Genomic DNA, 26,584 nt, shown 5'->3' with positions numbered 1-26,584 from the left:
CCTCATCTGACCTTCCACCACTTCCACTCCTCCCGATTAAGTTTTCGCTTCACATAACCTCAAGTACCAAAGTTTGTATTCGCATATTCCGAAGTCCATCTGCCCAATACTGGAGAAATTAGAAACGAACTCTCTCCTTCACGCTCCCCTAGCCCCCATTCGGACAAATGATCCATGCACAGCACCGCCAACTCCTGGGAGGAGGCTTCCCGAAACTCTTTGCTCCAAAATTCTTTATGTTGCAATTGTAATCTGTACAGAAGAGTCTCTATTTCTGCCTTTGTTAACCGCACCGTGCCGTTGTCCTCTACGTTCAGACCATCTCCGGCCGACAGTCTCTTACGAATTTCAGTCGCAGCCAGCAGCGCCAAATCCGAGACAACCGATACGGTCGGGAACAAATCACACTCTCCGGTTAATTCGGGATGGAAGAACACCAGCCCTTCCCGATAACGCCGGCCTTCCCAGCCCAGCATATTTTCGAGTTGATCAATAATCGCACGTCGCTGCCACAACACATAATTCAAATCTTCCTCATCCCAATGCCTGTCCACTACGACTGGCTCCAGCAGCAGTCGACGATACACCCGATGCCGACGCCTCATCGACTGACCATCCTGAGTATCGGCATAAGGGATAGGATTCTCCAACTCCTCGAGTTGAGAACAATTCGTCAAATCGTGGGGGAACCGTCGAAGCACATACCTGGCTAACGGTGAACATTCATACAATGCGTTGCGTTCCGCATCCTGTGCCCATTGACCCTCATCACCATCTACGCTATACAGTACGTTTAGTGCCCGCAGCTTCTTCAGCGCCCTGGCCATGGACAGACGATCGAAATAATTCCGCCAGTCCGCCTCCAGACCCGCACTAAGCATCTGTTCGCGGATTTCCTCAACAATGTCAGAGAGCAGAAACTGGTCCAGCTCCGTTTTCCCCTCCAAATACCACAGACCATAAGTAAAAAAAACATAATCACGCTTCTCACGAAACTCAGGAAAGCCCATCCATGTTTGCGCCTTAACCGGAGTCTTATCCAATTTGGCAAGCGCACGTGTTACGATCAGTGGAAACCCCGCCTTATCCATAAACCAGTCGCGCAACTCTTCATAATGATCCCGGATCGCAAAATATAAATCCGGATCCTCTTCTTTTGCGATCCATGGTCTATTCAGCAGCGCATGCATACATGCACGTTTGCGCTCGACAGACTGTACCGCGCTTTTTCTTTGCTTGCCTAATCGTCGAACTGCTCCTCCGGACATCTACTACTCACGCCTTTCTTCTCCTAAATCCTTTTTCGGCCCATCTATGGACGTATCCATTGCCGCTGCAGCAAATTCCCTAGCCGCTTCCGTTAACATAAAATGCAACTCATAGTTCGCCATCTCCAGATCACCATCTTCTGCATTTAGAACCGTCCGCTCTTCCGTAGATGGATTGCTCAACCTAATTCGCACACCTTCCGGCGTGACAAACGAATAGCTGCTTCCTGCCGTCATACATCTGCCGATCCACTGCAGCAGACGCCTCCGCTCCTCGGTCGTCACCGGACCGAATTCGGAAATTTTGACAGAGTCCTGCTCCACAAGCGCTGCGATCATCCGCCATTCCTCCGCTTGCCGCAGCTTGAATGCTTCCCTCTCTCGCTGCTTCCTCTGCTCGTTATCGCGTACCGCTTCAACTGGAAGGCGCTCCCCTCGCTTGCGGCTGCGTGAACGAAGGATACGCACCATGGGGCGCTCCTGCCAGGATGACATATCTGCACGGTCTGAGTCGCGTAAATCCTCCCCCTGCAAATGTCGCGTTGGAAATAATCCGAAGGTAAATGCAGACAGCCTATGCGCTTCCTCCACTGTTTCTACCGAAGCAAACCAGCGGGCCAGATGCTCGAGCTCTTTTTTACGGCTCAAGCCTGAACGTTTCCGTTCCTGAATGCGTATGGCGCTTCTTACGATTCTTGCAATCGCGTCCTTCGTCGCCCGCTCCAGCAATGTGAGCTCACTTGGCGAAGCTCCCTCACCCACAAACCAACGGCGAATATTCGTCCATCCCTGGCGAAGTTCCGCTAACATTTCCTCCCGATTCGGGCCATCTTCCAGCCGCGGCTTTCTAAGCTCACCTTCGACAACCTGCTCCAAGAACAAATCGCGAACCGTATCATTAATCCGCAGCAGATTGCCTTCGATTTTATAGGCGCTTCGCTGCAATGCTTGTACGAAATTTTGCAGATAATCGGTCAACTTTTCCTTAAATATTAAAAAGGCTTCCGTCACCATCATCTCTTCTGCCCGGGCTGTATGCAGACTGGCTATATAGTCCGCTGCATTCTCATGTAAACTGACGAAGGAGCGGTATAAGACATTCCATAGCTCCAGCGCTGATTCTGGTTCCATTTCCCCTACCTTACTGCGAATATCGAACAGTTTATCCGCAATCGTATCGAATAAAGAGGCTTCCAACGAACCGCCATACCCTGTCACCTTCTCCAGCGTCTCTAGCAACCGTTCGATTTCAATAGAATAAGGACGCAACAGATACTGCATTTTCTTCTTGAGATATTCCTCTAATGTAGAAGATCGCCCGCCGTCGTGACGGGCAGTTAAGTTCTGCCACTCTACTAATTGATCCAGGTCGCTTTGGCACATTTCAATCGTATACTCTGGCAAGACATGCCATGCTTTAATCGCCTCGAACACATCTTCCGTCTTCATCCAATATCGCAATCTTTTATATTCTTGATAGAAAAATCGCATAATCGCACGATAGCGAACTACATTCTCTGCGTTGACATATTTTAATTCAGGCACTCCGCGCAAGGATTGCACTGATAATCCAGATAAGTTAGCCTCCATTGAAGCCCCTCCGTCCCAAACGAAAACTACTTTCATCTTAAATGCCCAGCCAAATTGTTACAAGTTAAGATCGTATAGGGTTGCATCATGTTACAATATGTCGTTGATCTACCAAATGAAATCATTTAAGATGGTCATAAGAATTAAAAAGGGTGCAAATGGAGGTATAGGGTAATTATGGATCAATATACAGATAGTCAACTTATCGCAATGCTAATAAACTCGCCAAAAGAGCGAAAAAAACGGTTGATTGAAGATTTTAATCAAAGGTTTGGTCTGTCTGCCGATGACATTCGGGACAAAAAACACCCCTTACATATGTCCTGTCCCCGATGCAAAACACAGGGGAATGAATCTGATGCCAAGGGCCGCTATATCGTAGCTTATGGCTATGCGGATCCCGAAAAGACCCAAAGAAGATTTCATTGCAAAATCTGCAAGCTTCATTTTAATGATCATACGAACACGATATTCCATTACAAAAAGCTCCGTAAACATATCCTTCCCTTCCTGCAAAGGATGCTTGACGGAGTATCCATCCGAAACACGGCCACGGATTTAGGTGTAAGCCCAACTACAATTCACTCCTGGCGACAAGCTGTTCTTCAATATATAGAGAAAAACATGCATTTAATCCAAGGAGAACTCCCTAGTACGGGTATTACAGAAACAGCCACACGAGAATTCAAGCCTTCACGTAAAGGATTACCCACACACCAAACCATTCCGAAGACTACACAAACTATACAATTTCACTGTGATCGCCAGAATCACTGGAGAGTTAGCCTTACCTCGGCAAATACCCTAAAGTCTCGAAAGCAAATGATACAAGGAGAAACCCAAGTTCATGTGAACGAAACATCCGCTACCTGCCGCCCAACTTCACCAGCTGATCGTTTGCTTTTTCATACCCGTAATGTACAGAGGTTGGACAAACAATTCTCAGCCATGTACCGCAACATGAGAGGAGTGGCTCAGCCCAACCTACTTAGATATGCGCTTTGGCAATGCCTGCTTGTCCAATTATCACGCTTAAACACAAAGGAAAAGTTGTCTACTTTACTATCTATATGCTTATAAATGTTTGTTATAGGTCGTCTGGAATCCATAAATATAATAATTCACACCAAGGGAGAGATCAAAAATCAACAATATTCTGTAACATGCGAAAAACCCCGTCAGACATAGCCTTTCTAATTAAATCCACAAAAAAATACCGCCCAGCGGCCGCATTGGCTACCATTGGACGGAATTTTCTATGCTAAAAAACTATAATTAAACGACAAGCTCACCCCTTGATCGAACCGATCATGACGCCCTTCTCAAAATATTTCTGGATAAACGGATAGATCACCAGAATCGGCAGCGTGGATACGATAATGACGCCGTATTTGATCTGGTCGGCATATCTCTGCGCATAGCCTCCCGCGTCTCCCCCGGTACCCGCCCCGCCGGCAAACACCTGATTGGACAGCAGGATGTCCCGCAAAATAATTTGCAGCGGCTGCAGATTGTTATTGCGAATATAGATCAGCGCGGTAAAGAAGTCATTCCAATGCCCGACCAAATAATAGAGGCCGATCACGGAGATCATCGCCTTCGAGAGCGGCAGCGCCACCTTGAAGAAAAAGGTGAAGTGCGAGCAGCCGTCCATCACCGCCGCCTCGTACAGCTCCTGCGGCAGCGAGCTTTCGAAGAACGTCCGGGCGATAATCAAATAGAACACGTTGACGCAGAACGGGAGAATGAACACCCAAATCGTATTCGTCAGATGCAAATCCTTCATCAGCAGGTAGGTCGGAATAAGGCCACCGTTGAAGAACATCGTCACCACGAACAGAAACATAATGACCTTCCTCGCCCGAAACTCCCGCCGGGACAGCACATACGCGGCTGGCAGCGTGAACAGCATGTTGACCAAGGTGCCGAACAGGGTGTAGAACACTGTGTTTCGGTAGCCCGTCCAGATCCGCATATCCTTGAAAATTTCCTGATATCCGAAGAAGCTGATATTTTTCGGAAACAGCCAGACCTTGCCTGTCGCTACGAGCGTGGAATCGCTGAAGGAAGCGATCACGATGAAATACAGCGGATAAACGATGATTAGAAAAATAAATGTGCATAGAAGGCCCAGCGTGATTTTGAAGACCAGCTCTTTGCCGTTGAGGCGTGCTCGGGCTCCGTTCCTTGGCGGTGGCGCTCCATGGAAGCTTGGCCCGGTTCCACCGATACTTGACCTGGTGCTATGGTTGCTTAACCCGGCCCCCTGGTTGCTTGGCATGGTGCTACCGAGTCCTGGCTGCCCATGGCTGCCTGGAGTTCCTTGGCTGAGTGAGATTCCGCCCTCGCTCAAGGCTCCAGGGGTGCTTGGTGCGACTCCGTCGCTGCTCAAGGCCCCATGAATTCTTAATCCGGCTTCGTCGCCACTCAAGCCCCCTTGGGATCCTGGTCCGGCTCTGCCTCCGCTCAAGGCGCCCTGGAATCTTGCTCCGGCTCCGTCACTGCTCAAGACTCCATGGCGGCTCATTCGAGGATGTTCCATGTCGGTTCCACTATTACGCTTATGCGTACGATCCATGTCCGTTCCTCCTTTCCTCATAGGCTCTTAGAATAGGCTCGTCTCGGATACCCGCTTCGAGATCGTGTTCATGGCGAACAGGAAGATGAAGTTGATCACCGTATTGAACAGGCCGATGGCCGAGGCCAGGCTGAACTGGCTTGAGACGATCCCGATTTTGTACACATAGGTGGCAATCACCTCGGACACGGGCAGATTGAGCGAGTTCTGCATCAGGAAGATTTTCTCGAAGCCGGTACTGAGAATGTTGCCCATGCTGAGAATGAACAAAATAATAATCGTCGGCACAAGCGCCGGAATATCAACAAAGCGGATCGTCTGCCAGCGGCTGGCCCCGTCGATGCGGGCTGCATCATAGAGCTGGGGATCAACCGTGGACAGGGCGGCCAGATAGATAATGCTGTTCCAGCCACAGTGCTGCCAGATATCCGAGAGCACGTATACCGGAATGAAGGTGCCAGTTGAGGCGAGCAGGTTGATATGCCCCAGCCCGATCGCTTTCATCAGATGACCGACGACCCCGGTCTCCGCCGACAGCAGCACATTCAGCATGCCCACCAGCACGATGATCGAGATGAAGTGCGGCAGATAGACGGTGGTCTGCATGAGCTGCTTCATTTTTTTGCGCCGAATCTGGTTCAGAATCAACGCCAAAATGATGGGAGCCGGAAAGCCGAGCACAATGCTCGCCAGGCTGATCAGAAAGGTGTTCCGCATCAGGTCGGTGAACAGATAACTGTCGATGAATTGCTGAAAATACGCCAGTCCCCGCCACTCGCCCCCGGTCAGCCCCTTGCTGAAGTCATAATCGCGAAAAGCGAGCTGAATCCCGTACATCGGAATGTAATTGAAAATCAGAATGACGATGATCGCCGGGAGGATCATGATCCAAAGTTGATAGTCGCGCGTGGCGGCTTGAACTAGCCCTTTGCGAGTCCGCATATGCTCCCCCCTCATTTCTTGCTCTTATATTCCTCGTAGTATTTTTGCATGATCTCTAGATTCTGGGTGATGCCGGCCTTCTGAGCCTCCTTCACGTACGCGTCCCATTCTGCCTCGATGCCGCCCTTGGTCACCCATTTAGCAAAGCTGGACTCGGCCAGGTTCATAACGTTCGTGTTGTTCAGGCTCATCGTGTTGTTGTCCATCGTCGAGTATTTCATAAACAGGCCGGGAAAAACATCCTTATCCAGATCCACCTTCAGCGCTTCCTCCAAAGGCTCGGATTGGCCGAGCACTTCCTGCATGTCTTTGCCGAGGGTCAACTGCAGATCGTCCGGGACATAAAAAGCCCCGTGATCCGCCATCGTGGACGTCCATTTCCAGGTGCCGGGGTCCATCTCTGGATTAGCCGGAGGCAGCACGCTGTAAGTCCCGTCTCCATGATCCTGAATATTCGGGCCGATCGAGCCGAACAACGCCTGTATGCCGACCTTCGGATCGTACAGCTCGTTGATAAAGCGCATCGCCGCTTCCTTATGCTTCGTCTTGGCGGACATCACGATGTGATTCGTGCCGTAGTTCAAGGAATAGTAATCATAGCTCCACGACAGCTTCCCCGTGTAATCCGCGGTGACCTTCAGCGGAGGCAGAGTGACATACTGCGAGGCCAGCTGCTCCCCGAACCGGTCGGACGCCACCCAGCCCCAGGTGAAGCCAACCTTGGCCGTGTCCCCTTCCCCGCGGGCAATCGATTGATATTTCGTATAGTCGTGCGTGAACACTTCGGGATTAATCAGCCCGGCCTTGTACAGCTTGTTGAGGAAGGCCACCATGGTCTTGTAGCGTTCGTCGATGAGGAAGTTCTTGATCTGGCCATCCTCGACAAAATAACCTTGACTGCTGCCATCCGACAGCGTGATGCCCATACTGCCCAGAAGCACAGCCGGATTGAAGTACCCGCCGATCCCGCCTGGCCAATCCATCGGGATTTCGTCCTTCGCATCGCCATTGCCGTTGGCGTCTTTCTCTTTAAAAGCAACGAGGACGTCATACAGCTCATCCCAGGTCGTCGGCTTTTGCAGCCCTAGCTCATCCAGCCATTTCTGGTTGATGAACTGCCTGGTGCCGGTGGACGGCCAGAACCGCTGGTATTTGGGGAGGCCGTAGATTTTGCCATCCGGCTGCGTAGCGATCAGCTTCGTCTCTGGCTTCTCGCTGAACATCTTCTGCACGTTCGGAGCCTGGTCGAGCATGCCCGACAAATCCTGGAACAGCCCCTGGAACTGGGCAAAATCCGCATCCGTAATGACATTCGGCCCGATGAACAGGTCCGGGATGTCCCCGCTGGCCAGCATCGTGCCTTTCTTTTGCCCATAGTCGGTAGTAATCTCCTGCCACTCAATTTCGACTCCGGCGGCATCCTCGACCGCCTGCAGCCACTCCATTTCCGCCAGCGGCTTGGTGAGCGGATGCTTGGTCATAATCGCCGTCAGCTTCACCTTCTCCCCGGACGCATTCCCGGGCGTTGTCCCCGCGGACTTGCTATCTCCCCCTGAACCGCACCCCGACAGCAGCATGGCTGTGATCAAGACGAGTGATGTGAGAACGCTTACCTTTTTCCGCATATCCATACCTCCACACATTTGATATGGGCCCGATCGATACAGACCGCTGCCACAGCTTTGCCTGAGCTGAATCACAGGCACCTTAGACAGTAATGGGAGATGCCAAGCCGCGTAAACGGGCAGTTTTTGTGCAGGTCTTCATTTTTTGAAAGCGCTTCACGTAGTGTGTGGCTAGATGGTTGTTCCCGGCCGTTCCGGGGGCGTCTTCAAATATTGTAGATGTTCAAAAAGTGCCTCTTGCGATGGTGTATGCAGGCGACCCGATAACGGCCATACAGCGGCAGTTGGCGGAGAGCTGCGTCGTATTCGCACTGTTCCCCTGTGCGGACGATGCGGACTCGGGGCATGCTTGGATGGTTGTCGGCTATACCACCTCTTGCCATGACAGCTTCATGTGGAACGCAGCTTAGCTTCTGTGGGTGGTACGGTATTGGCCGGGTGTGGTGCCGACGATTTTTTTGAAGGAGCGGATGAAGCTGGAGGTGTTCGTGAACCCGACCTGGGCGGCGATGCCCTCCAGCGTCTCCTCGCTCTCCCGCAGCAGCTGGATCGACCTCTGGATTCTGAGACGATCGATGTATTCCTTGAAGTTCTGGCCCATCTCCTTCTTGAAATGGTGGCTAAAATTCGAGACCGACATGCCAAAATGATCGGCCATCAGTTGCAGCGAACAATTCGGGTCCATCCCCTTATCTTCAATCACGGCAAGAATCTCCTCCCGGGAAGCCGTGCGCCCCTTCGGCAGCGTCTCACGAATCATCTCGCACAGCTTGGCGCCGCTCTCTCGGATGATTCCGGTCATCTGCTCCAGCGTATAACGGGGCTGGAACGCCGCATCTGTCAGACGCAGCAGGCTTTGATCATCATGACGGAACCGCTGCAGCCCGTTAAAAATCACGCTAGCCGTGTTCAAATACACGCTCCGCAGCATATGCGGCGGCAGCCCTTCACTGCTCAGATAGCAGACGATCCGCTCAATTAGCGACTCCACTAGAGTGGCCTCGTTCTTCAAAATCGCCAACTCCAACGACTGCAGCAGCTCCGCGAAATAAGAAACCGTGCCGGACGGCGACGTCTCGATCTCAGCAAAGCTCAGAATCGGACTCGTATGGCGCAGCCGCAGCTGCTCGACCGTACGCAGCGCCTGCAAGTAGGAGACATGAGCCGAGTTGGGATCGAGGATGTACGTACATGTTCGTTCAGGTTGCTCCTGTCCCGAAGTCCTTCGTGCTCCTTCTGGTTGGCCATGTACCTCAGCCCTTACCGCCTCTCCTGGCTCGCCAATGCCGATGATCGTCTTCCAGCCTGTTCGCATCTGGAGCTCCTCCTGCAGCCGGGCTAAAACCGCTTGAACGGAGAAATCCGCCCCATGGGAGCAGACGAATACGATCTCATGATGGTAGTTGCTTTTGAAAAAATAACCCTGAACCCCTTCAGGCAGCTGGTTCTCCCGGTTTTTGCAGTAAAGCAGCACAAGATTCGTCTCCTCCGTCTCCGAATCACAGGAGATAACCGCCACCGTCAGGCGGGCTCCGTCCAGACTCACTCCTACCTTCGCCGCTTCCCGCAGCATCTGCTCCCCGCTTAGGAAATGCCCGTTGACCAGCTCCAGCAGCATATTATCCCGCATGATCGGCAGCGTCTCCTTCACCTCTTCATCCAGTCGGCTGTTGACCGCAGATAGACCACTTAACGTATAGCGGATCGCTTCGATCTCATTCATCGGCCCACGCTCCTCCGGCTCGAACAAGCCTGCCGCGAACTCGACCAGACGCTTGATCGGGTGATAGTTTTTGCGGATTGAGACGTAGATGACAATCACTTCAAGCAGCAAAATGCCTCCAACAAGCAGAATCGTGTTCAGTTGAATCGTACGCAGCCCCTGGAGCGATTCCGACACCGGGAGCAGGCTGACATACTTCCAGCCGTTCTTATCCGAAACCGTATAAGATACGAGGTAGGACACGCCGTCGATCCGGTGAATGCCGGAGGATGAGCCCTGGTTCGAGCCAGGGGAGGAAACGGAGGACGAGCCAAAGGCCGTACCAGTGGACGCACTACCGAACGTATCAGAGAGTGAGCCGCTATCTTTTCCCAGACTGCTTACCAACTGCGTTAAATCTCCCGAGCTCTGAACTAGCGCCTCGTTGGAGGCAACGATCGGCTGTCCCTGCGCATCAAAAATAAAGAAGTCCCCCTTATACGCTTCCGAGACCGACCGCATCATGCGGAGGATCGTATCCTCCCGGACCATGATCATCACCACGCCAGGCGAACTCGTGCCGCCCACCGGAAGCGGCTGCAGGAAGGTCAGCATCCGTACCCGGTTATGACCGGGGACCAGCACCCCCTCTACAGGCCGAACCATGGGAGAATCCAGCATGTTCAGCGTCTCGGTCAGATCGTTATGAGGCCAGCTCTCATAATAAAAACCAACCCCCGGCTTCCCCATATCCTGCACACTGTATGCGCTTCCAGTTTTGGAGAACAAATAACCGGTGCTTCTCACATACAGCAGCGTGTTGTATATAAAAGCATCTGTCGCGTTGTACTTCTTCATCTCATTCGCAATCAGCACACGCTGGTAATCACTCTCCTCGGCTTGATACAGCCGGAACTCCCGATTCTGCACCAACTCGAACGGCAGATTGTACACATACCGCGTGAACGTATCCATCGACGTCATGAACTGCTCCGTAATGTGAGCGTTCCAGTCCATCTCCTTCTCTTTGACCACCTCCGCCGAATACGGATAGTAATACAGCACAATAATCATGACCGGAAACAGCAGCACCAGCAAATAGGAAATTAATAGCTTGGTCAGTAAATTGATCTTATTCTTATTTCCCCCAGGCTTAATCAACTTGTTACGACCCACCTTGTTATGGTTCACCTTGCTCTTATTCAGTTCGGTCTTCCCCAAGCCGCGCTCACCTTCCTTTTTGAAGTTCCTGTTAGTAAAGAAAATATAAGAAGAAATTGAAATTTACAACCATTTCTTTGGACTATCTGGGATAGCGGTGGATGTAGGCAACAAAGAAGTTTGACAGCGATCTAGCTGCGAGTTGACCGCTATGAGGCCCATCACCTGCAGCCCCTTGTTATTAGTAAATGTAGCTTAAGTCCGCCTTGCTGCTGTGTGACTATATTATAAATGTAGACGTAGAGGGGAGTTAGAGAACATGGAAGGATTTTTTTGGGGGGACTTAAGGGTAGTCGATACTCTTGGCTAATGTAACCGCAACTCAGTAAGATCTAATAAATAATTAGTTCAAGGTTGTATTTTACTGGCCTACATTCCACTTTATAAGTATAGAAATCAGGCGCCGATTTCAACTAATAAATTATTGGAGGTTTTTAATATGGCCACAGTTGCACAACATCTTAGCTACTCACATAATGGTAAAACAGTACACACAATAAAAGCTGATCTTGCATCCATCTCTGTAGTTGATATTGGTGCTAAATCAGTTAATGATCAAGCTTACTTTGGTGTAAATGGTACTTTTTTTAGTGGATCTTCTTTGCTAGGTATTGCAATGCAAGGTGGGAGTGCTGTCAGGACTGGGGGAACTAGAAGCGGACAAGCGTGTAATGTAAAAACAAAACGAGGCACCATGTTTTGTTACAACAGTGGTAAGTCAGTTACTACTGGTGTGGTGGATTATGCTAGTGAAGCCAATTTAAGCAATGTTAAATGGGCTATTGGTGGGTACAGTCTTTTCCCCAATTTAAGCTATTCCACCGACAATGATTACTATAAAGCCATTCACGGTACTGATTCTCCCGATAACTGCAACGCAGCCAAAGAAGGTACACAGAATGCGTACCGATTTGGGCCAATGTCCAAGACACAACGGACTGCCATTGGCTGGGATGGATCTAAAATCTGGCTAGCAGTTTTTCAAAGCGAAAATGCTTGGGGTGTTAGACAATTTATGATTGATCGTGGATGTAACACTGCAATTATGTTAGATGGCGGTGGTTCTTCCCAGATAAAATACGCTGTTATTCGTAATGGTAATCCGGTTCCTACTAATTATGATCCTAGCGGTGTAAACCGATCAGTCTATTCCATGGTCAGAGTAGCAGCCGAAGAATGGGTCTAAGAAATGATATAAAACTTAAAAAAAGCAATCAATACCCATGTTAAGTTAGCTACCTATTAACAAAAGATGATTCCTGTATTATACAGGAGTCATCTTTTTACTTGTACGCCCAGTACAGGCAACATCTCTATGGTGAGTCCCGGACAGGAGCTGGTGAACGCCTACTGTTTAACAAGGGCAAGGGTTCCACCCTGAGGTGGAATCTGGAGGAACCCGGAGGCCTAAGCAGGGGCCAAGGTACTATTTAGTCAATATCGTAAATTCTCCATTCTCCATTTATTTTATGGAAAACGTAAATGACTAAATTGCCTTCAGAATCATCCTCTGTGGTCGTCATAGTAACAATTGAGCCTTGCGATCCAGTGATTTCACCGATATTGCTAATCTTCATATCCACAACTTTTTTTGTATTCATTTGCTTAATAGGAGTGTCTGGTTCACTACTTATCAGCTTCATAAATTCATCCGAATTGGCTTCATTCCTATATTTTGTTGATAAATTTAATAATTTAACAAGTTCCAACTGTTCACCAGCATAGTCATTCTCTACAATATAAGGGTTTTGGACATTATTATTTACTTCATTGTGTTCATTATTCTGATTACTCGAACGTGAAGGGCTAGAGACATTCTGTCCATTAGAACATGCTGTTAGAAGAAATATACATAAGGCCAATAAATTAACCATTTTATAACAATTCATTTTCATTAGTAATCCCCCTAAAGACCTCAAGAATTTGGTGTACATAAAATGCTAACATCACACTCTTTTTATCGTAACCATTATATAACATTACTATATCCTTTTTAAGTCATAAATGAGATAAAAACCAAATAAGTCTCTCATCACGAATATGTCAATGCAGCTTACACAGCTATTGAAGAAGTTTTACTCTATCAAGCTATCAAATTTGCACATGCCAGCTTATGTAATGAAAATTGTAGTTATCCTGTTTGCGATAAGCTCCACCCCATGATCGAGATGGATTTCAATGATCATAACCGCTCCCAGCTTGAACCCGTAGGCGAACGCTGCCGTCACTTCCATGCTCTGAATTTGCTGCTCTAAGTCCAACAGTGCCTCAAGCTCGGCAAATTCGTCACTGGACAGCTTCTTCTTCCAGACTTCTATTTTTTCAGACAGTTCTCTGCCCTTTTTGCGATACAGGGGATCTTTGGAAACCAATTGTTCTTCGGGTATGAGATGACCGTAGTGCTTCGGTCGCGTTGTACTTTTTCATCTCATTCGAAATCAGCACGCGCTGGTAATCACTCTCCTCGGCCTGATACAACCGGAACTCTCGATTCTGCACCAGCTCAAACGGCAGATTGTACACATACCGCGTGAACGTGTCCATCGACGTCATGAACTGCTCCGTAATATGGGCGTTCCAGTCCATCTCCTTCTCTTTGACCACCTCCGCCGAATACGGATAGTAATACAGCACAATGATCATGACCGGAAACAGCAGCACCAGCAAATAGGAAATCAATAGCTTGGTCAGTAAATTGATCTTGCTCTGATTTCCCCCAGCTTGAATTAACTTCTTAGGACCCACCTTGTTCTGGTTCACCTTGCTTATATTCAGTTCGGTTTTCCCCAAGCCGATCTCACCTTCCTTTTTGAAGTTCCTGTTAGTAAAGAAAATATAAGAAGAAATTGAAATTTACAACCATTTCTTTGGACTATCTGGGATAGCGGTGGATGTAGGCAACAAAGAAGTTTGACAGCGATCTAGCTGCGAGCGACCCGACCGCTATGTGGCCTGTGACCTGCAGCCTCCGATAGTAGCAAATATGGCTTAAGTCAGCCTTGCCGCTGTGTGACTATATTATAAATGCAGACGTAGAGAGGGGTTAGAGAACATGGAAGGAATTTGGGGGGACTTAAGGGTGAAGAGGTATTGATTAGGGGAGCTAGGGCTTGATTGTGTCGCCAGGTCGGGTAGGGTTAAGCTGGGCTACTCAATATTCATCATCATGTTTAGAGATATTGCCCACCCCATGATCCAGGTGAATTTCTATGATCATAACCGCCCCCAGCTTGAAGCCGTAGGTGAACGCCGACGTCATCTCCATGCTCTGGATTTGCTGCTGCAAATCCAACAGCGCCTCAAGCTCGGCGAATTCATCGCTGGATAGCTTCAGCTTCCAGGCTTCTATTTTTTCAGACAGTTCCCTGCCCTTCTTGCGATACATGGGGTCTTTGGGAACCAATTGTTCTTCGGGTACGAGATGACCGTAGTATAGGGATTCGAGTAGGGATTGCATGGGGGAGGCCTCCTTTTAGGGCGGGTTCATTAGACAATCAAGAATCATATATAAACCCGTTTTACGATACGCATCCACGTACCACTAATGAAATCATTATACGTTACGCTTATGCGTATAGTCAAGTTGGGAATGATTCCATTAGGGGTGATTTTAAAAAATGAAGAAGAAAGTTGTCATAAAAATAGGAGAACTCACCAAAAAACATAATATTTCCTTACGAGAATTATCCAGGCTATCTGATGTCAGGCACGCTGCACTAAGTGAACTGTCGAACGGTAAACGAGAAAGCATCAGCTTTAGTCACATTGAAAGAATCGCGGAGGCGCTAAATATTAGTGATATTCGGGAGATTATTGAGTTGGTAGAGGAGGAATAAATAAACCACCCGAGAAGGGTGGTTTTATATGAAAAGATACAACTGTTTAGGAAGTAGGTTAAGATTTATTTGATTTCATTTGCATCCTCATCTATTAAGCCGTGTTTCCCATTATAAAAGGTATATTTTGTATAAAGTCTATCGAATTTCTGAGGAGGGGTATTTTCGACAAGTATAATTTGATGGTTAGCACCCAACTCAATTAATATTTTATAAAACTCTTCATAGACTTCAGGATCTTTTATACTGTCCTTATGACTAAGAGAATCTTCTAGCTTGCTATGCTCGTTTTCATCCTTCTTCAATGTCCCTACATACTTACTTATCGAGTCTAACATTAACAATCCAGGATGTCCTTCTGCATAACCTGCTTCCTTACTATTAAGTATAGCACCTAAAAAAGAAAGCTGCATGCTTTCTAATAAACCTCCACTTTCATGAGCGTAGACACTAGCTCCGTTATAATACGGTATATATTCATCTCTATTGATAAAGGTACCGTCCAATAACTCATATTTTAATCTACTCATGTATTTTTTATATTCACTATCGAGAAAATTCAAAATCTTGTCCTTCTCCCCTCCTTTCACTTGTAAGGCTGCTAGTTTTTCCTTTAATTTATCTTCTTGAATTTCTAATGTTTTAATATAATTTTCTTTTTCCTCAATTTTATTATACATTCTTATACTTTCTTTAAGAACTTCTTGATCCTTAGTTAACCTATTTATAATGCTGTTTATAGTTTCAATTTGAGAAAGAAAAGGTACATCTGTCTTTTTACTAAATACTCGAATTGCTTCATCAAAAATTTCACGTTTTTGATTTAATTCTGATATTTCTTTATTTATTTCTACTAATTTCTTTTTTTCTGTGTCTATTAGTCCTGATACTAAAGTTATCTTGCTATTAATCTCTTTTTTTACTTTTAGCAACATTTGCTCAGTCTCATTACCTTTGCTTTCATCGTTATGATTGTGTTTTATTTCAGAATTACACAAAGGACATTCAAGTGTTTGATCAAAAATCACTAATTTATAGTTAATGTTTAAGGTTTCTTCAACTTCCGAAAGTTCTACTCCATACTCTTCTAATAATAAATTTTTAGAGGCAATGGATAAATTCAACAATTTTTCTTCTTTTCTAAGACTAAATATTTCATTAGAAATATTCTCTAAGTCACTTTTCAACTTGATATACAACTGATTTTCTTTATTTTCATTAGATTTACTATTCAATATAACATTATCTTTTTCTTTTCTTTTTTCCTCTATTTCTCTACTAATTTTTTCTATGGTTAGATGTAATTTAAAGGGATCCTCTGCATCTCTATCTTTCAGGTAAGATTTTAAACCTATAAGTTCTTTTTTAGTTTCCGATATTTTATTTTGAACCTCAACTAACTTTTCGCTTAAAGTGTCTTTATCAACATCAATCAAGTTAAACATCATTTTAAAAGCATGGAGATTTTTATTTGCCTTAAATACATTACTTTTCTCTAAAAAATTTCCTGTCCCTAAATCATGTTGGTGTATATATACATATCTAAATATATCTCTAAATGATACTGTATCTATTTCCTTTTCCGTACTATGCTGCTTATGCCTGATTAATTTGTACTCATTTACACCTAACTTTTGCATTAAAAATTGCATAGCTTCTTTTATATCTAAAATCTTTGGTGTATATTCATCTAAAGCTATAAATTGACAAAAATATATATTTATCTTATCAAACTTCTTTTTTAAAGCTCTATTAAATGTCATTATCTCGTCATTAATAGATAATTCAACAAAAACCTCATCGCAGTAATTATCCAACTCTGTCTGAACACTTAAATCTATTTTGCTTCTTTTCCCAAGGCAGTAATCAATAAGGCTTAGAATTAAAGATTTTCCTGATGTTTTCTCACCACTAATAATTGTTAAACCTTCATTAAACTCGATTGTTCGTCTATACGATATTCCTTGTATAATAAGTTTTTTTATTACTATACGATTCAAAGTTTCCCCTCCTTTAATTTCTTTGAATTTTCACTAGTGAATTTCACCAATTCAAATGTCTCTAAGTACTTTTCTTGGAGCTCTATAAAAAATTCTGATTTGTTTTCTTCAAAAAATCCCCTACCTTTTATTGTTATTTTAAATTTAATATCCTCAGGTTTAGTAAAAACATTCGCATTCAATTCCAACAATCCTAATTTTTCCATACTGATCAAAAGTGGCTTGAATCTTGCCTGAAATCTAAAATATAAATTAGGGGACGTAATACAATCGTTACCACCAAATATTCCAATTAAGTTATAATTAACAAGTGCAAAGTAAAACAAAATTTCAGAAGCTTTTATATATCTTTGTCTTTTAACTGATAATGCGTATATTAAACAAAGTATTTTCATAATATCTAACTTATCGTTCTCAAATAATAATTCTATTGATGATGGGACAGATGAATATTGAGATTTATCGATTAGCATCTATTCTCCCCCCACCATACCTTCATTTTTTCATCATCAGCTAAAATGTGAATTAATCCCCTAGTCTCATCTTCATCGGCTAAATTATTATTAAGTAATTGTTTTATTCTACCATAATCTAAATTTTCTAGACTCGAATGAACAATGGTCAAAAATTCTTCACTATTCCCATGTTTTTTGTAAGTATCTACATATCTTTCTTTGTATTTAATAAACACCTTTCCTAACATGGCATCTATAATATTTAATGGTATTCCTGCTTTCTTTAATTCTCGAATATATTCTTCCGACGCAACATAGAATGCTGAACTAAGCTCAATCAGGGATTGATCAATATTTTCAATCTCTAGCTTTTTATAAAATAAGTTATTAGCCATATTCTTATTAAAATCATCGATTCCTGCACCCACAACAATCGAGTTGCCTAGTGTTTGATTTTCTTGACTTTGTGGATTATTCAAGTTGGTCTGTTTATGTCGATTCAATTGTTCTAATATTTTCCTAATCTCGATTGCATGCGTAGATTCCGAAGTTTTATATGGTATCGTAAGTAAACCATACTCTTCTCGGAGCTCCTTTATTTTTTCTTGTGTGGGATCAGCTAGAATTATATAGTGTTTAGACATAAAAAATTGTCTATGCTCTCTTATTAATGTTCTTATAAATTGATCATCAAATGAAAAACCCATAAAAAGTAGTTTTTTTGATCCTGTTATTAATTGCAATAAACTTTCATATTTTTTATCATTATAGAGAGTTCTATAACTATCTCTACTAATGACTATTGTTCCATAGTTGGAAGTCGTGCCATGAAGTTGAAGTACTCTTCTTTCATCAAATAGATTTTGAATATTAAATTGTATATCTTTCAGTAATATGGGGTTCAATTTGCATTTAAGATACTCCTGTAAAATATTTTCATAATTAGTTGTTAAATAAAGATTAAAGTCCATTTTTTGTAAGTCAAAATAATTATGTAATAATTCATTTTCGATCATTTCTATTCTAGTATTGATGGTATTTGCAATATGCTCTTGAATATCCTCTTCTTGTACTGTTGTGTAATTCTTCAAGGTATCAATCGCCTGCCAGTAATCATATCTCTGTAAGTCTTTCTCAACTGCTAACTTTACAAAGTCCAGATCATCTACAGCGTACTTGTCGGCTATGGATCTAATTAAGTTACTCCAATCGGGAACATTAAATGGAATAGATAAACCCGCTCCAATAAACGGAACAATTTTATTGTCGGAATAATCCTTGCATAAATCTTCTAAATGTACACTCATTAGTAACTCCTCTTTCTAATTTCTAATGGTTATCCCTATACTTATTGTTTAATAATACCAAATGGCTTTAGAAGCTTCCAGTACATATGACCTATTCTCAGTAGCACAAGACACTAGTTGATTGTGACCATATATCCAGGCATCTATTAGTTCTGTAATACATTGCTACAGAAAGGTTTTTTTGACCACCTAACCCGAAATCCTCTGCACCAATTTCCTCTTATCCAAATCTTCCCTGATCTTCCCAATCATCGCTCCAACATCCGGGCCGCGATAGACCAAAGACGTCTCATAATAACACCACTGATGAGATGGGTTCCTCCTGGCAGATAGCCAATTGAAGGAGCCTTCAATCAAGACATTGGTATCCACCCACAACGCCTTACTATGGACTCTGTCGGTCAGATGTAGCTGTACCCCGTGTTCCTGCAAAATCTGTTTGGCTTTTACATAAGTATACTTAAGCTCACTCTTATTGTAGTTTAATGCTTCGTTTGTATATACCGACACCGTGATGCCACGCTGCACAGCTTCATCAAACAACGGCTGAAGCTGATCAGCTTCAATAGCGACTGACGATAGGTACGGGGAGACAATATGAACCTCTTGGTTAGCCGATTGAATGCAATCCCGAAGAAGTTGTTGGTGAGCCTCTAGTTCATGAATATGCTCGACGGGTGCACCGTAACGGGTGTTAAAGTAGTCCCCCAAATCAATGTTCTTGATTTCATTTTCCTCTTTGGCAAATAAATACTTAGAAAGCAAGCCTGATGGTGTCGGACTAGCAGGAGAGAACACTCTCATATCGCCAAACACAAGAAAGCTGTCCCTCGCTCTGGATACAGCCACGTTCAACATCGAAACCCCTTGGTCGAAGAAGTACCCTGAAGAGTGGTTACTGTCGTACACCGGAGAAAATAAGACGATCGGGCGTTCATCTCCCTGTAATGTATGTACCGTACCCGCTTTTACTCCTTTCAATCCTGCACGTTTTAACTTATTTAGGAGTAACCATTTCTGAGAAGAAAACGGAGTTACAATGGCAACAATGTCCTCGATCCGAGTTAGCCCCTCTGACGAGTAGTATTCCAAAAGCTTATCCTTATTTCGGTCAATCCAACTGACAATCACTTCCGCTTCGAGTTTATTCTCTAGGCTGCCTCCTCGTTTCCGTGAAGTACCCGGAATATGAGCGTATCCCATATGCGGTAGTAAGTAATCTTTGATCGATTTCCGCTTAGGTTCCAGTTTCCCGTGATAAGCCAGTTCATTGCAGTAGGCAATAATTTCAGGTACGCACCTACGATGCTCTGTTAACAAAAATCCTCCATCCGACTCCGAAATAGTATATTTAGTGTGTCTTCTGGCAATTTCCATGACGGAGCCGCAAGACGCCGGGATCCCTGTAATTCTTAGTTCATCATAAGCGTCGGGGTCTGTCTGCAATCCATATCGTTGTAAATTGCCCATATCCACCGTAATAGGGATGCTCCAAACGGGCTGTATTTGCAAAGTATCTCCGACAATAATCGCCTTCTTGGCTAAGGCAAAGGAAGCCCCAGCAACTTCAGGTACAACTTGCCCAGCTTCATCAATAATCAGCATATCAATATACTCATACATGGGATGCAGCCTCGCTTGATATGCACTAAAAAAAGTAGGTAACATATATAAGGTTGTGACAAAACAAGGCGTTAACTTGGCCAATCTCCTCCACAGTAGTGCGCGCCCTTTCTTTCCATTTTTCCGATTATAGCTCGGATCCGATAGCATTCTTTCCGTTTCTAACAACCATTGACCTTCCCAATAATGAACGGCGAGCTTAAACGCCTCATAACGGCTCGTTCGATCCAAATACTCCAAATAGGTCTCTTCTCCTTGTATCGAAAGGGTAGATGCGACCTCTTCCCATTTATTCTGCGCTGTTACATATTCCTCATATTCCTTCTTCACTTCCGACAACTGCGCTTCTGCCTGCTCCCTCTTTCCTCTCAACCTGTTGCGGCTGTCTGCGAACCACATATCAATTTGCTCCTCTTGGGGCATATCGGGTAGTTGGTTAAGGGAACAAAAGAGTAAGTTCCTTAATTGCTTCTTGCGAATAGCTATATTTTTGACAACGGGAATTTTAAGCAGCAAAGGGATCCACCAGGGTTCTTCCAAAAGAAACTTCTTCCACTCGACCCGTGTCTTCTCTAGTTCAGCCAATTCCTCTATTGCTCGATTTACATGTTCCGTTCGTTCTTGAATCACATTTTGAATACCTTCGGGATACTTGGCCTTAATAGAAACTTCCAATTCTTGATACTTAACATGGGTGTTTACAATATCTTGAATTTCTTGTGATACTTTAACAAGACTACCGTGCAACAAGTCGATTGCATCATCGACGGTAACGATATCCGCTGCAAAATATTGAGAACATTTTTCCAAATAGTACTGGGAGGCTTGAGCTAGGAATTCCGTCGTTTCAATGTGCTCAAAGTAACCCCGAAATCCGCCTTGTCCAGTCATTACGGTTAACCAGTCTTCATCTTCGTGTTCGTCTTTGAAGGAAGATCTCAAATAAGATCCGTAGCTCGTAATATCGGGAATCCATCGACCGGAAAGGGGATTCTCCCCCACTTCATTCACTTTTCCAAAGCTTCCAATAACATTAGTAACCGCATTGTTATTTGTAGAAGTCACGACAATGACTGGCGGCTCCATTTTATGAATTGCATGGTGAACAACAGAAGTGGCGACAACACTTTGTAACAATGTCGTTTTTCCTGTCCCCGGCGGGCCATTGACCGCTATCAAATCCCCATCGTTTAGCAGCGTTGCATGATGCATAGCCTGTCGCTGCGAGTTGGAAAGGTAGAACTGATTACTCATCTGCCCATAGTGACCAATAGAAAGCTTCTCGGAATCTATCTCCTTCAATGCAGGTAACGGAGGTTGACTTTCTATGCTTGCAAACGTTAGCTGCAAAGGCGATTGGACTTGGTCTATCTCGATATTGCCGTAAAGATCCTGTATGGCTCTCGAAGTTCCAGTGACAAGATCATTGATGAAAAGATAACTTTCATCAGATAAACGATACTGTTCATGTGTCCACTCCGAAAGGAGTGAACCCGTGACATTATTAAATAATTCGAGAGAGAAGTTTAAATAATCCGCCCAGCTTTCCCGGTTTACAGATCGTGTTGAAAGATACTCATCCACCTGATCAACATTCCCCATCGGTAAAACTTCAGTTTCACTCGGTTCCAGATAGTCCCTGCAAATCCAGGGCGTATATCGTGGGTGAGGCTTTAATGTTCCGGATACATCTAGTAAGGCCGGAATCCATAATGGAGCAATAGCTTCAGGTAATCTATAGTTGATCGTGCTGCCATGCTCTTTTTTTACATAAGTTACGGCAGGGCACACTACCACATCAAAAATCTTCTTCTTATCCTTATCCTTACACTTGGAAATAAACTGCTGTACGGTATCCGAGGATACGACACCTTTCTCAATTGCATCATATTCAATTAAAAACCCACTGGGCTTCATCTTGTTAAAATTCGGATCCAACCAGTCCGCATCGGCTAAGCTGTTTCTCCAATACTTCAGTATGTTCATCATGGTCGCCATTCACCCTTCCATGCCTAAAGCTCTAGTTAGGGGTACTTTCGACAAACCTCAGGGAAATCCTTCCTAATCTGATAGATTGGCGTTAGGTCAAGTGGACCTCTTTCTATCACAAGCGAAGGCATCCGGCTCAATCAAACCATGGAACCGTAGTAACATTTTTTCTGGCAAGTGACCTCAGCATTTTTCACTCCCAATTACAAAAAGCAAGGAAGCCCCAGGCAACTTCTAGTATAAATTTCCATGCTTCATCAAATGATCAACATATAAAAATATTCATATATCGGATGCGGGGCTTCTCTTGATATCTGAATAATATACAGGAAACAGAATAATATTGTGACAAAACAAATCCCGGTAAATCCTTCCTCTGTAAATTAGCCAAGTAGATGGTTACTAAATTGATAAGTTATTTGATATGTATAAAGATGAAACGATAAATATGTTTCTATTTTTATTCTAATAGTCTCATCTCATTCTTCTATAAGAACGCATGGTAATAAACGACTAACCATGGTATCATCTGGGTATATAGTAATATTTGCGAAAGGAGATTAAATATTGAAAGGTTTAATTTTTATAGGTGGTGTACACGGAGTAGGTAAAACCACTATTTGTGAAAGTTTGGTTAATACATATCAAATACCTGCTTACTCTGCAAGTAATATAATTTCAAAATTAAAAAAACAAAACTTACCATCTGAAAAACTGATCCCAGATATAGATATTAACCAAGCACTACTTATTGCGGGTCTAAAAGATATTAAGGCAATGAAGAATATCTTTTTTCTGGATGGCCATTTTTGTTTACTAAATGAAAAACGTGATATTTCAAAAATATCCGACCAAGTCTTTCAGCAAATAGAACCTATTGCCTTCATTATTGTTACTGATACTGTAAGTAGAATTGTTGAACGTCTTAAAAGACGTGACAATATTGATTACGAATTTAATCTTATTGAACAATTTCAAAATGAAGAAATTCGCCACGCTGTATCCCTATCGCATAATTTAAATATTCCACATTATATTTACAATCAAAATTTGCATTCAGAAAATGACATACATAAATTTATCACCGAACTAGGAGTGGTAAAATGAAAGTGTTACTTGATACTAATATCGTGATTCATCGTGAAACCAGTAACGTAAAGAAGAATGATATTGGAGTTCTCTTTAGATGGCTCGACAAACTAGGTTATACGAAATGCGTTCATCCGGTAACTGTTGAAGAAATTAAAAGATATGAAGACAAACAAGCCGTTAGCTCTATGGTCATTAAACTCGATAGTTATCATCTCATGAAAACTCAGGCCCCAATAACTTCAATGGTTACTAGTATTTCAAACGAATACGATAAAAATCTGAACGATATAAATGATACTAAGCTATTAAATGAACTAGCAGCTGAACGTGTTGATATGTTAATAACCGAGGATCGAAAAATAGCCTTAAAAGCTACTAAACTGAACCTTTCTGCTAAAGTATTTACGATCGATTCCTTTTTAGAAAAGGTAACTAATGAGCATCCTGAATTGATTAATTATAAAGTTCTTTCAGTTACAAAAGAGTACATGGGAGATATAAATCTAAACGATCCATTCTTCGATAGTTTGAAAGAAGACTACCCTGGTTTTGAAAAATGGTTCAATAAAAAGGCAGATGAAATAGCTTATATTTGTAAAATGGATGATAATGTGGCTGCTTTTTTGTATTTGAAAATCGAGGATGAAAATGAAAACTACTCCAATATATCACCTCCATTTTCTAAAAAGAAACGTCTGAAAATTGGAACATTTAAAGTGACCATGAATGGATACAAACTTGGAGAACGATTTCTAAAAATTATTTTTGATAATGCATTAAGGTTCAGAGTTGATGAAATTTACGTTACCATATTTGATAAGAGCATGGAGCAAATACGACTAATTAATTTACTCACAGATTTTGGATTCACCAAGCATGGTACCAAGGATGATGCAGAATTAGTCTACATACGGGATTTCCAGCCAGCGTTTGATGACATGAATCCAAAATATACATTCCCATTTCATGATACAAACAAAGAAATATTTATTACTCCAATATATCCGGAATACCATACGAATTTATTTCCAGACTCTATATTACGTACAGAGTCACCAGAAGATTACATTGAAAATGAACCTTTCAGGAATGCAATAAGTAAAGTTTTCATTTCAAGATCGATTGAAAGGAATCTCAACAAAGGTGACATTATTGTATTTTATCGAACTGGAGGGTACTATGAGAGTGTGGTTACAACGTTAGGCATCGTTGAAAGCATTATCACTGACATTAAAACTCCCCAACATTTTATAGACTTATGCAAGAAAAGAAGTGTATTTAGTGATAAGGAACTGCTTGAGTTTTGGCACTATAAAAAGAGCAGACCCTTCATAGTTAATTTTCTCTATTCCTATTCTTTTCCAAAGCGAATAAACATGAAGAGACTTATTGAATTAGGTGTTATCCAAAGCGTTCACGCAGCTCCACGAGGTTTTGTGAGAATCACATATCAAAATTTTAAGGACATCTTACGGGAGGCACAAATTGATGAACGTATTATTATCAATTAAACCGGAATTTGTGAACAAAATATTTTCAGGACAAAAAAAATATGAATACCGTAAGACTATTTTTAAACGAAAAGACATCAGTAGGGTCGTGGTTTATGCAACTGCGCCTATTAGTCGTGTAGTTGGTGAATTTGAAATTGAATCTATTCTTTTTGATGACATAGACTCTCTCTGGCAAGAAACTAAGAACTATTCGGGAATTGATGAACATTTCTTTTTTGAGTATTTTACGAAGAAAGAAAAAGGATATGCCATAAAAATAAAGAGCTATAAAAAGTATTCTAAAACAAGAGAGCTCGGTGACGTTTATCATTCAGTTCCCCCCCAATCTTTTGTATATATCGATTAATTTAAACCCGATATATCTTACTTTTATTGAGAGATAGTTACTCTAGCTCGTATGCCTGACAAGTAAAAGTGGAAACTTCTGAATTTCTAGTTAAAACAACCATACTACTCTAATACATTATTTTTATTATAAACATGCTTAAGAAGAGCAGTCATACTGCTCTTCTTAAGCATGTGTTCTCTCAACTTCCTTCTTTGTCTTTTCGTTATACCAGATAAAATGTCTATTCCTTGATGACATAAAAACCTTCGGTTAATAGTTATTAAATCATGAAAACGGGATTCTATTTTAACTGTCTACGGTATGAAGAAATACAAAACCATCATTATTTCTTTCTTTTTATTATCCAAAAGCCGTCTTTTTTTATTTTTATTGATCTGTACAAGTCGTAATCTATAACACTTTTATAACCAGGATTTTTAGGACCTGGATCATATATAGTTACAATATTTGTTTGAGGATTGTAATCAGTAATTATAGAAACATGACCTACTCCGGTAGCTTCTCGGTGATGTAAAAAATCATAGTCATAACCACAAATCACGTAAACATCTTCCGAAGCCAACTGATTTAGTTGAGTTTCATATACCATATCATCAATTTCATAAATCGGTAAATAATCCTCTATCATTGGAATTTTGTACTCTTGAAAAAATTGATTTATAGAATTGTCTTTAATAATTATTCCTAATTTATTATCATCTTCAACATATTCCATATTGCTGGTAACGAGATTACTGTTATCTTTTTGATCAATTGGAAGATTAATTCCAAAAAAATCTGCAATAATTTGCTGATTGATGTCGCGATTAAATTCGTTTTTAATTATTATTTGTAAAAGAGCAGCTACACACAAATAAGGTTTAGAAATTATTTCTGATCCACAAATTCCCTTTATCTTTACCTACCCCTTTATATTATCGAATATAATTTGTGTCCACGACTCCATTTCGTTATAGCAATCCTTTATATCTTCTTTATGAATCCATTCACCTAACATTTTGTCTTTTTCAGCAATATCGCATTCTTTTTTGTTTAAGATAATATGATAAACGAAACCTAAATGCACTTTCCCTACCTCATTTGTGTCATCATTAATTATTCCTATAATCTCTACTGATTCTATGTGATCCTTATCTAAATAAACTTCTTCATCAAGCTCGCGAAATAAGCCTGCTTCGATAATATTTTTTGATTCAAGTTCGATAGGGTTAATATGTCCTCCCACACCAATGGAAATTTTGTTATGAAGTCGAGTTTCGTTTTGTTTTTTTAGCCTTTTCATCACAAAGAAGAAATCCCCATATGTTATAAATCCATATGGTATTATCTGTTTATAATTTAAATCGTGCTCTGCTTTTTCCCTCAACATAAATTCGTATTCACTATGAACCTTATCCATTACTTCTCTGATATTATTTACATACATTTTAGGGCTAGGGTCATTTATTACATCGTTAAGAATATATCTTGGGATAACTAGAACTTGTTCCATC

General features: G+C 42.7%; 23 protein-coding genes. 7 read left to right on the top strand and 16 right to left on the bottom strand.

Annotated elements, in window-relative coordinates:
• Positions 1-59 precede the first annotated feature (59 nt).
• Together QNH46_RS01535 and QNH46_RS01530 are read right to left on the bottom strand one after the other, a co-directional pair.
• A complete protein-coding gene (locus QNH46_RS01535) occupies positions 60-1,268 on the bottom strand; it encodes a TIGR02678 family protein (RefSeq protein ID WP_283926610.1) in 1,209 nt (402 codons plus the stop codon).
• 3 nt (positions 1,269-1,271) lie between these two features.
• Positions 1,272-2,831: a TIGR02677 family protein gene (locus tag QNH46_RS01530; protein WP_283926609.1), complete on the bottom strand. Its 1,560-nt coding sequence runs from the start codon at positions 2,829-2,831 to the stop codon at positions 1,272-1,274.
• 204 nt (positions 2,832-3,035) lie between these two features.
• Here QNH46_RS01530 and QNH46_RS01525 point away from each other — a divergent pair, with 204 nt between their 5' ends.
• Positions 3,036-3,938, top strand: a complete 903-nt coding sequence (locus QNH46_RS01525) for a hypothetical protein (RefSeq protein ID WP_283926608.1) — start codon at positions 3,036-3,038, stop codon at positions 3,936-3,938.
• Between the two features lie 208 nt (positions 3,939-4,146).
• On the opposite strand, the gene QNH46_RS01520 is transcribed toward QNH46_RS01525, so the two are convergent.
• From QNH46_RS01520 to QNH46_RS01510, 3 genes are all read right to left on the bottom strand, one after another.
• Positions 4,147-5,139, bottom strand: coding sequence for a carbohydrate ABC transporter permease (locus tag QNH46_RS01520; RefSeq protein ID WP_283928316.1), 993 nt, complete (start codon positions 5,137-5,139; stop codon positions 4,147-4,149).
• A gap of 324 nt (positions 5,140-5,463) precedes the next feature.
• Positions 5,464-6,378 (bottom strand): ABC transporter permease, encoded by a 915-nt coding sequence (locus tag QNH46_RS01515; RefSeq protein WP_283926607.1) that lies wholly within the window; start codon positions 6,376-6,378, stop codon positions 5,464-5,466.
• A gap of 11 nt (positions 6,379-6,389) precedes the next feature.
• Positions 6,390-8,003, bottom strand: a complete 1,614-nt coding sequence (locus tag QNH46_RS01510; protein ID WP_283926606.1) for an ABC transporter substrate-binding protein — start codon at positions 8,001-8,003, stop codon at positions 6,390-6,392.
• Between the two features lie 167 nt (positions 8,004-8,170).
• On the opposite strand from QNH46_RS01510, the gene QNH46_RS01505 reads away from it, so the two are divergent.
• Positions 8,171-8,413 (top strand): hypothetical protein, encoded by a 243-nt coding sequence (locus QNH46_RS01505; protein ID WP_283926605.1) that lies wholly within the window; start codon positions 8,171-8,173, stop codon positions 8,411-8,413.
• Here QNH46_RS01505 and QNH46_RS01500 read toward each other — a convergent pair.
• The gene (locus QNH46_RS01500; RefSeq protein WP_283928315.1) at positions 8,410-10,881 is read right to left on the bottom strand and encodes an AraC family transcriptional regulator; all 2,472 of its coding nucleotides are present in this window, start codon (positions 10,879-10,881) and stop codon (positions 8,410-8,412) included. The genes QNH46_RS01505 and QNH46_RS01500 overlap by 4 nt on opposite strands.
• 484 nt (positions 10,882-11,365) lie before the next feature.
• Between QNH46_RS01500 and QNH46_RS01495 the strand changes: the two genes are divergently transcribed.
• Entirely contained in the window at positions 11,366-12,112 is a 747-nt protein-coding gene (locus QNH46_RS01495; protein WP_213594598.1) for a phosphodiester glycosidase family protein, read from the top strand.
• Between the two features lie 244 nt (positions 12,113-12,356).
• Here the strand turns inward: QNH46_RS01495 and QNH46_RS01490 are convergent, their stop codons facing one another.
• The 4 genes from QNH46_RS01490 to QNH46_RS01475 all read right to left on the bottom strand — a co-directional run bounded on the left by QNH46_RS01490 (position 12,357) and on the right by QNH46_RS01475 (position 14,383).
• Positions 12,357-12,821, bottom strand: a complete 465-nt coding sequence (locus QNH46_RS01490) for a hypothetical protein (protein WP_283926604.1) — start codon at positions 12,819-12,821, stop codon at positions 12,357-12,359.
• 216 nt (positions 12,822-13,037) lie between these two features.
• Positions 13,038-13,298, bottom strand: coding sequence for a DUF6809 family protein (locus QNH46_RS01485; protein WP_155612351.1), 261 nt, complete (start codon positions 13,296-13,298; stop codon positions 13,038-13,040).
• Complete coding sequence (locus tag QNH46_RS01480; protein WP_230873909.1) at positions 13,249-13,716, bottom strand: hypothetical protein; 468 nt, start codon at positions 13,714-13,716, stop codon at positions 13,249-13,251. Before QNH46_RS01480 ends, QNH46_RS01485 begins: the two co-directional genes overlap by 50 nt.
• A 361-nt stretch (positions 13,717-14,077) precedes the next feature.
• Entirely contained in the window at positions 14,078-14,383 is a 306-nt protein-coding gene (locus QNH46_RS01475; protein ID WP_155612352.1) for a DUF6809 family protein, read from the bottom strand.
• Positions 14,384-14,543: 160 nt separating this feature from the next.
• Here QNH46_RS01475 and QNH46_RS01470 point away from each other — a divergent pair, with 160 nt between their 5' ends.
• Positions 14,544-14,762: a helix-turn-helix domain-containing protein gene (locus tag QNH46_RS01470; RefSeq protein WP_155612353.1), complete on the top strand. Its 219-nt coding sequence runs from the start codon at positions 14,544-14,546 to the stop codon at positions 14,760-14,762.
• Between the two features lie 65 nt (positions 14,763-14,827).
• Here the strand turns inward: QNH46_RS01470 and QNH46_RS01465 are convergent, their stop codons facing one another.
• The 4 genes from QNH46_RS01465 to QNH46_RS01450 form a co-directional block, all read right to left on the bottom strand.
• On the bottom strand, positions 14,828-16,762 hold the full coding sequence (locus QNH46_RS01465; RefSeq protein WP_155612354.1) for an AAA family ATPase: 1,935 nt from the start codon (positions 16,760-16,762) through the stop codon (positions 14,828-14,830).
• The gene (locus QNH46_RS01460; protein ID WP_155612355.1) at positions 16,759-17,235 is read right to left on the bottom strand and encodes a hypothetical protein; all 477 of its coding nucleotides are present in this window, start codon (positions 17,233-17,235) and stop codon (positions 16,759-16,761) included. Before QNH46_RS01460 ends, QNH46_RS01465 begins: the two co-directional genes overlap by 4 nt.
• Positions 17,229-18,524 (bottom strand): SIR2 family NAD-dependent protein deacylase, encoded by a 1,296-nt coding sequence (locus tag QNH46_RS01455; protein WP_155612356.1) that lies wholly within the window; start codon positions 18,522-18,524, stop codon positions 17,229-17,231. Before QNH46_RS01455 ends, QNH46_RS01460 begins: the two co-directional genes overlap by 7 nt.
• 189 nt (positions 18,525-18,713) lie before the next feature.
• Positions 18,714-22,136 carry an AAA domain-containing protein gene (locus QNH46_RS01450; protein ID WP_283926603.1) on the bottom strand — a complete coding sequence of 1,141 codons (3,423 nt, stop codon included), beginning with the start codon at positions 22,134-22,136 and terminating at the stop codon, positions 18,714-18,716.
• A gap of 567 nt (positions 22,137-22,703) precedes the next feature.
• Between QNH46_RS01450 and QNH46_RS01445 the strand changes: the two genes are divergently transcribed.
• From QNH46_RS01445 to QNH46_RS01435, 3 genes are read left to right on the top strand one after another with little or no spacing between them, the layout of a single operon-like run.
• Positions 22,704-23,243: an ATP-binding protein gene (locus tag QNH46_RS01445; RefSeq protein ID WP_155612358.1), complete on the top strand. Its 540-nt coding sequence runs from the start codon at positions 22,704-22,706 to the stop codon at positions 23,241-23,243.
• Positions 23,240-24,739, top strand: a complete 1,500-nt coding sequence (locus tag QNH46_RS01440; protein WP_155612359.1) for a PIN domain-containing protein — start codon at positions 23,240-23,242, stop codon at positions 24,737-24,739. Before QNH46_RS01445 ends, QNH46_RS01440 begins: the two co-directional genes overlap by 4 nt.
• Positions 24,717-25,088, top strand: coding sequence for an ASCH domain-containing protein (locus QNH46_RS01435; RefSeq protein ID WP_155612360.1), 372 nt, complete (start codon positions 24,717-24,719; stop codon positions 25,086-25,088). The genes QNH46_RS01440 and QNH46_RS01435 overlap by 23 nt, the downstream gene beginning before the upstream one ends.
• A 325-nt stretch (positions 25,089-25,413) precedes the next feature.
• Here the strand turns inward: QNH46_RS01435 and QNH46_RS01430 are convergent, their stop codons facing one another.
• A complete protein-coding gene (locus QNH46_RS01430) occupies positions 25,414-25,944 on the bottom strand; it encodes a hypothetical protein (RefSeq protein WP_155612361.1) in 531 nt (176 codons plus the stop codon).
• A gap of 48 nt (positions 25,945-25,992) precedes the next feature.
• Positions 25,993-26,583 (bottom strand): hypothetical protein, encoded by a 591-nt coding sequence (locus QNH46_RS01425; protein WP_155612362.1) that lies wholly within the window; start codon positions 26,581-26,583, stop codon positions 25,993-25,995.
• Position 26,584: the final 1 nt, after the last annotated feature.

It is taken from the genome of Paenibacillus woosongensis, from assembly GCF_030122845.1.
Classification (GTDB): Bacteria; Bacillota; Bacilli; order Paenibacillales; family Paenibacillaceae; genus Fontibacillus; species Fontibacillus woosongensis_A.
Note: the sequence above shows the minus strand (reverse complement) of the source record. Positions and strands in the feature narration are given on the sequence as shown.

What these genes read in the sequence shown, in the direction of transcription:
- QNH46_RS01455 (WP_155612356.1), bottom strand. Translation starts at nt 18,524, where the DNA reads ATGAGTGTACATTTAGAAGATTTATGCAAGGATTATTCCGACAATAAA.
- QNH46_RS01525 (WP_283926608.1), top strand. Translation starts at nt 3,036, where the DNA reads ATGGATCAATATACAGATAGTCAACTTATCGCAATGCTAATAAACTCG.
- QNH46_RS01470 (WP_155612353.1), top strand. Translation starts at nt 14,544, where the DNA reads ATGAAGAAGAAAGTTGTCATAAAAATAGGAGAACTCACCAAAAAACAT.
- QNH46_RS01435 (WP_155612360.1), top strand. Translation starts at nt 24,717, where the DNA reads ATGAACGTATTATTATCAATTAAACCGGAATTTGTGAACAAAATATTT.
- QNH46_RS01425 (WP_155612362.1), bottom strand. Translation starts at nt 26,583, where the DNA reads ATGGAACAAGTTCTAGTTATCCCAAGATATATTCTTAACGATGTAATA.
- QNH46_RS01520 (WP_283928316.1), bottom strand. Translation starts at nt 5,139, where the DNA reads ATGCCAAGCAACCAGGGGGCCGGGTTAAGCAACCATAGCACCAGGTCA.
- QNH46_RS01460 (WP_155612355.1), bottom strand. Translation starts at nt 17,235, where the DNA reads ATGCTAATCGATAAATCTCAATATTCATCTGTCCCATCATCAATAGAA.
- QNH46_RS01510 (WP_283926606.1), bottom strand. Translation starts at nt 8,003, where the DNA reads ATGCGGAAAAAGGTAAGCGTTCTCACATCACTCGTCTTGATCACAGCC.
- QNH46_RS01490 (WP_283926604.1), bottom strand. Translation starts at nt 12,821, where the DNA reads ATGAAAATGAATTGTTATAAAATGGTTAATTTATTGGCCTTATGTATA.
- QNH46_RS01495 (WP_213594598.1), top strand. Translation starts at nt 11,366, where the DNA reads ATGGCCACAGTTGCACAACATCTTAGCTACTCACATAATGGTAAAACA.
- QNH46_RS01440 (WP_155612359.1), top strand. Translation starts at nt 23,240, where the DNA reads ATGAAAGTGTTACTTGATACTAATATCGTGATTCATCGTGAAACCAGT.
- QNH46_RS01450 (WP_283926603.1), bottom strand. Translation starts at nt 22,136, where the DNA reads ATGATGAACATACTGAAGTATTGGAGAAACAGCTTAGCCGATGCGGAC.
- QNH46_RS01475 (WP_155612352.1), bottom strand. Translation starts at nt 14,383, where the DNA reads ATGCAATCCCTACTCGAATCCCTATACTACGGTCATCTCGTACCCGAA.
- QNH46_RS01515 (WP_283926607.1), bottom strand. Translation starts at nt 6,378, where the DNA reads ATGCGGACTCGCAAAGGGCTAGTTCAAGCCGCCACGCGCGACTATCAA.
- QNH46_RS01535 (WP_283926610.1), bottom strand. Translation starts at nt 1,268, where the DNA reads ATGTCCGGAGGAGCAGTTCGACGATTAGGCAAGCAAAGAAAAAGCGCG.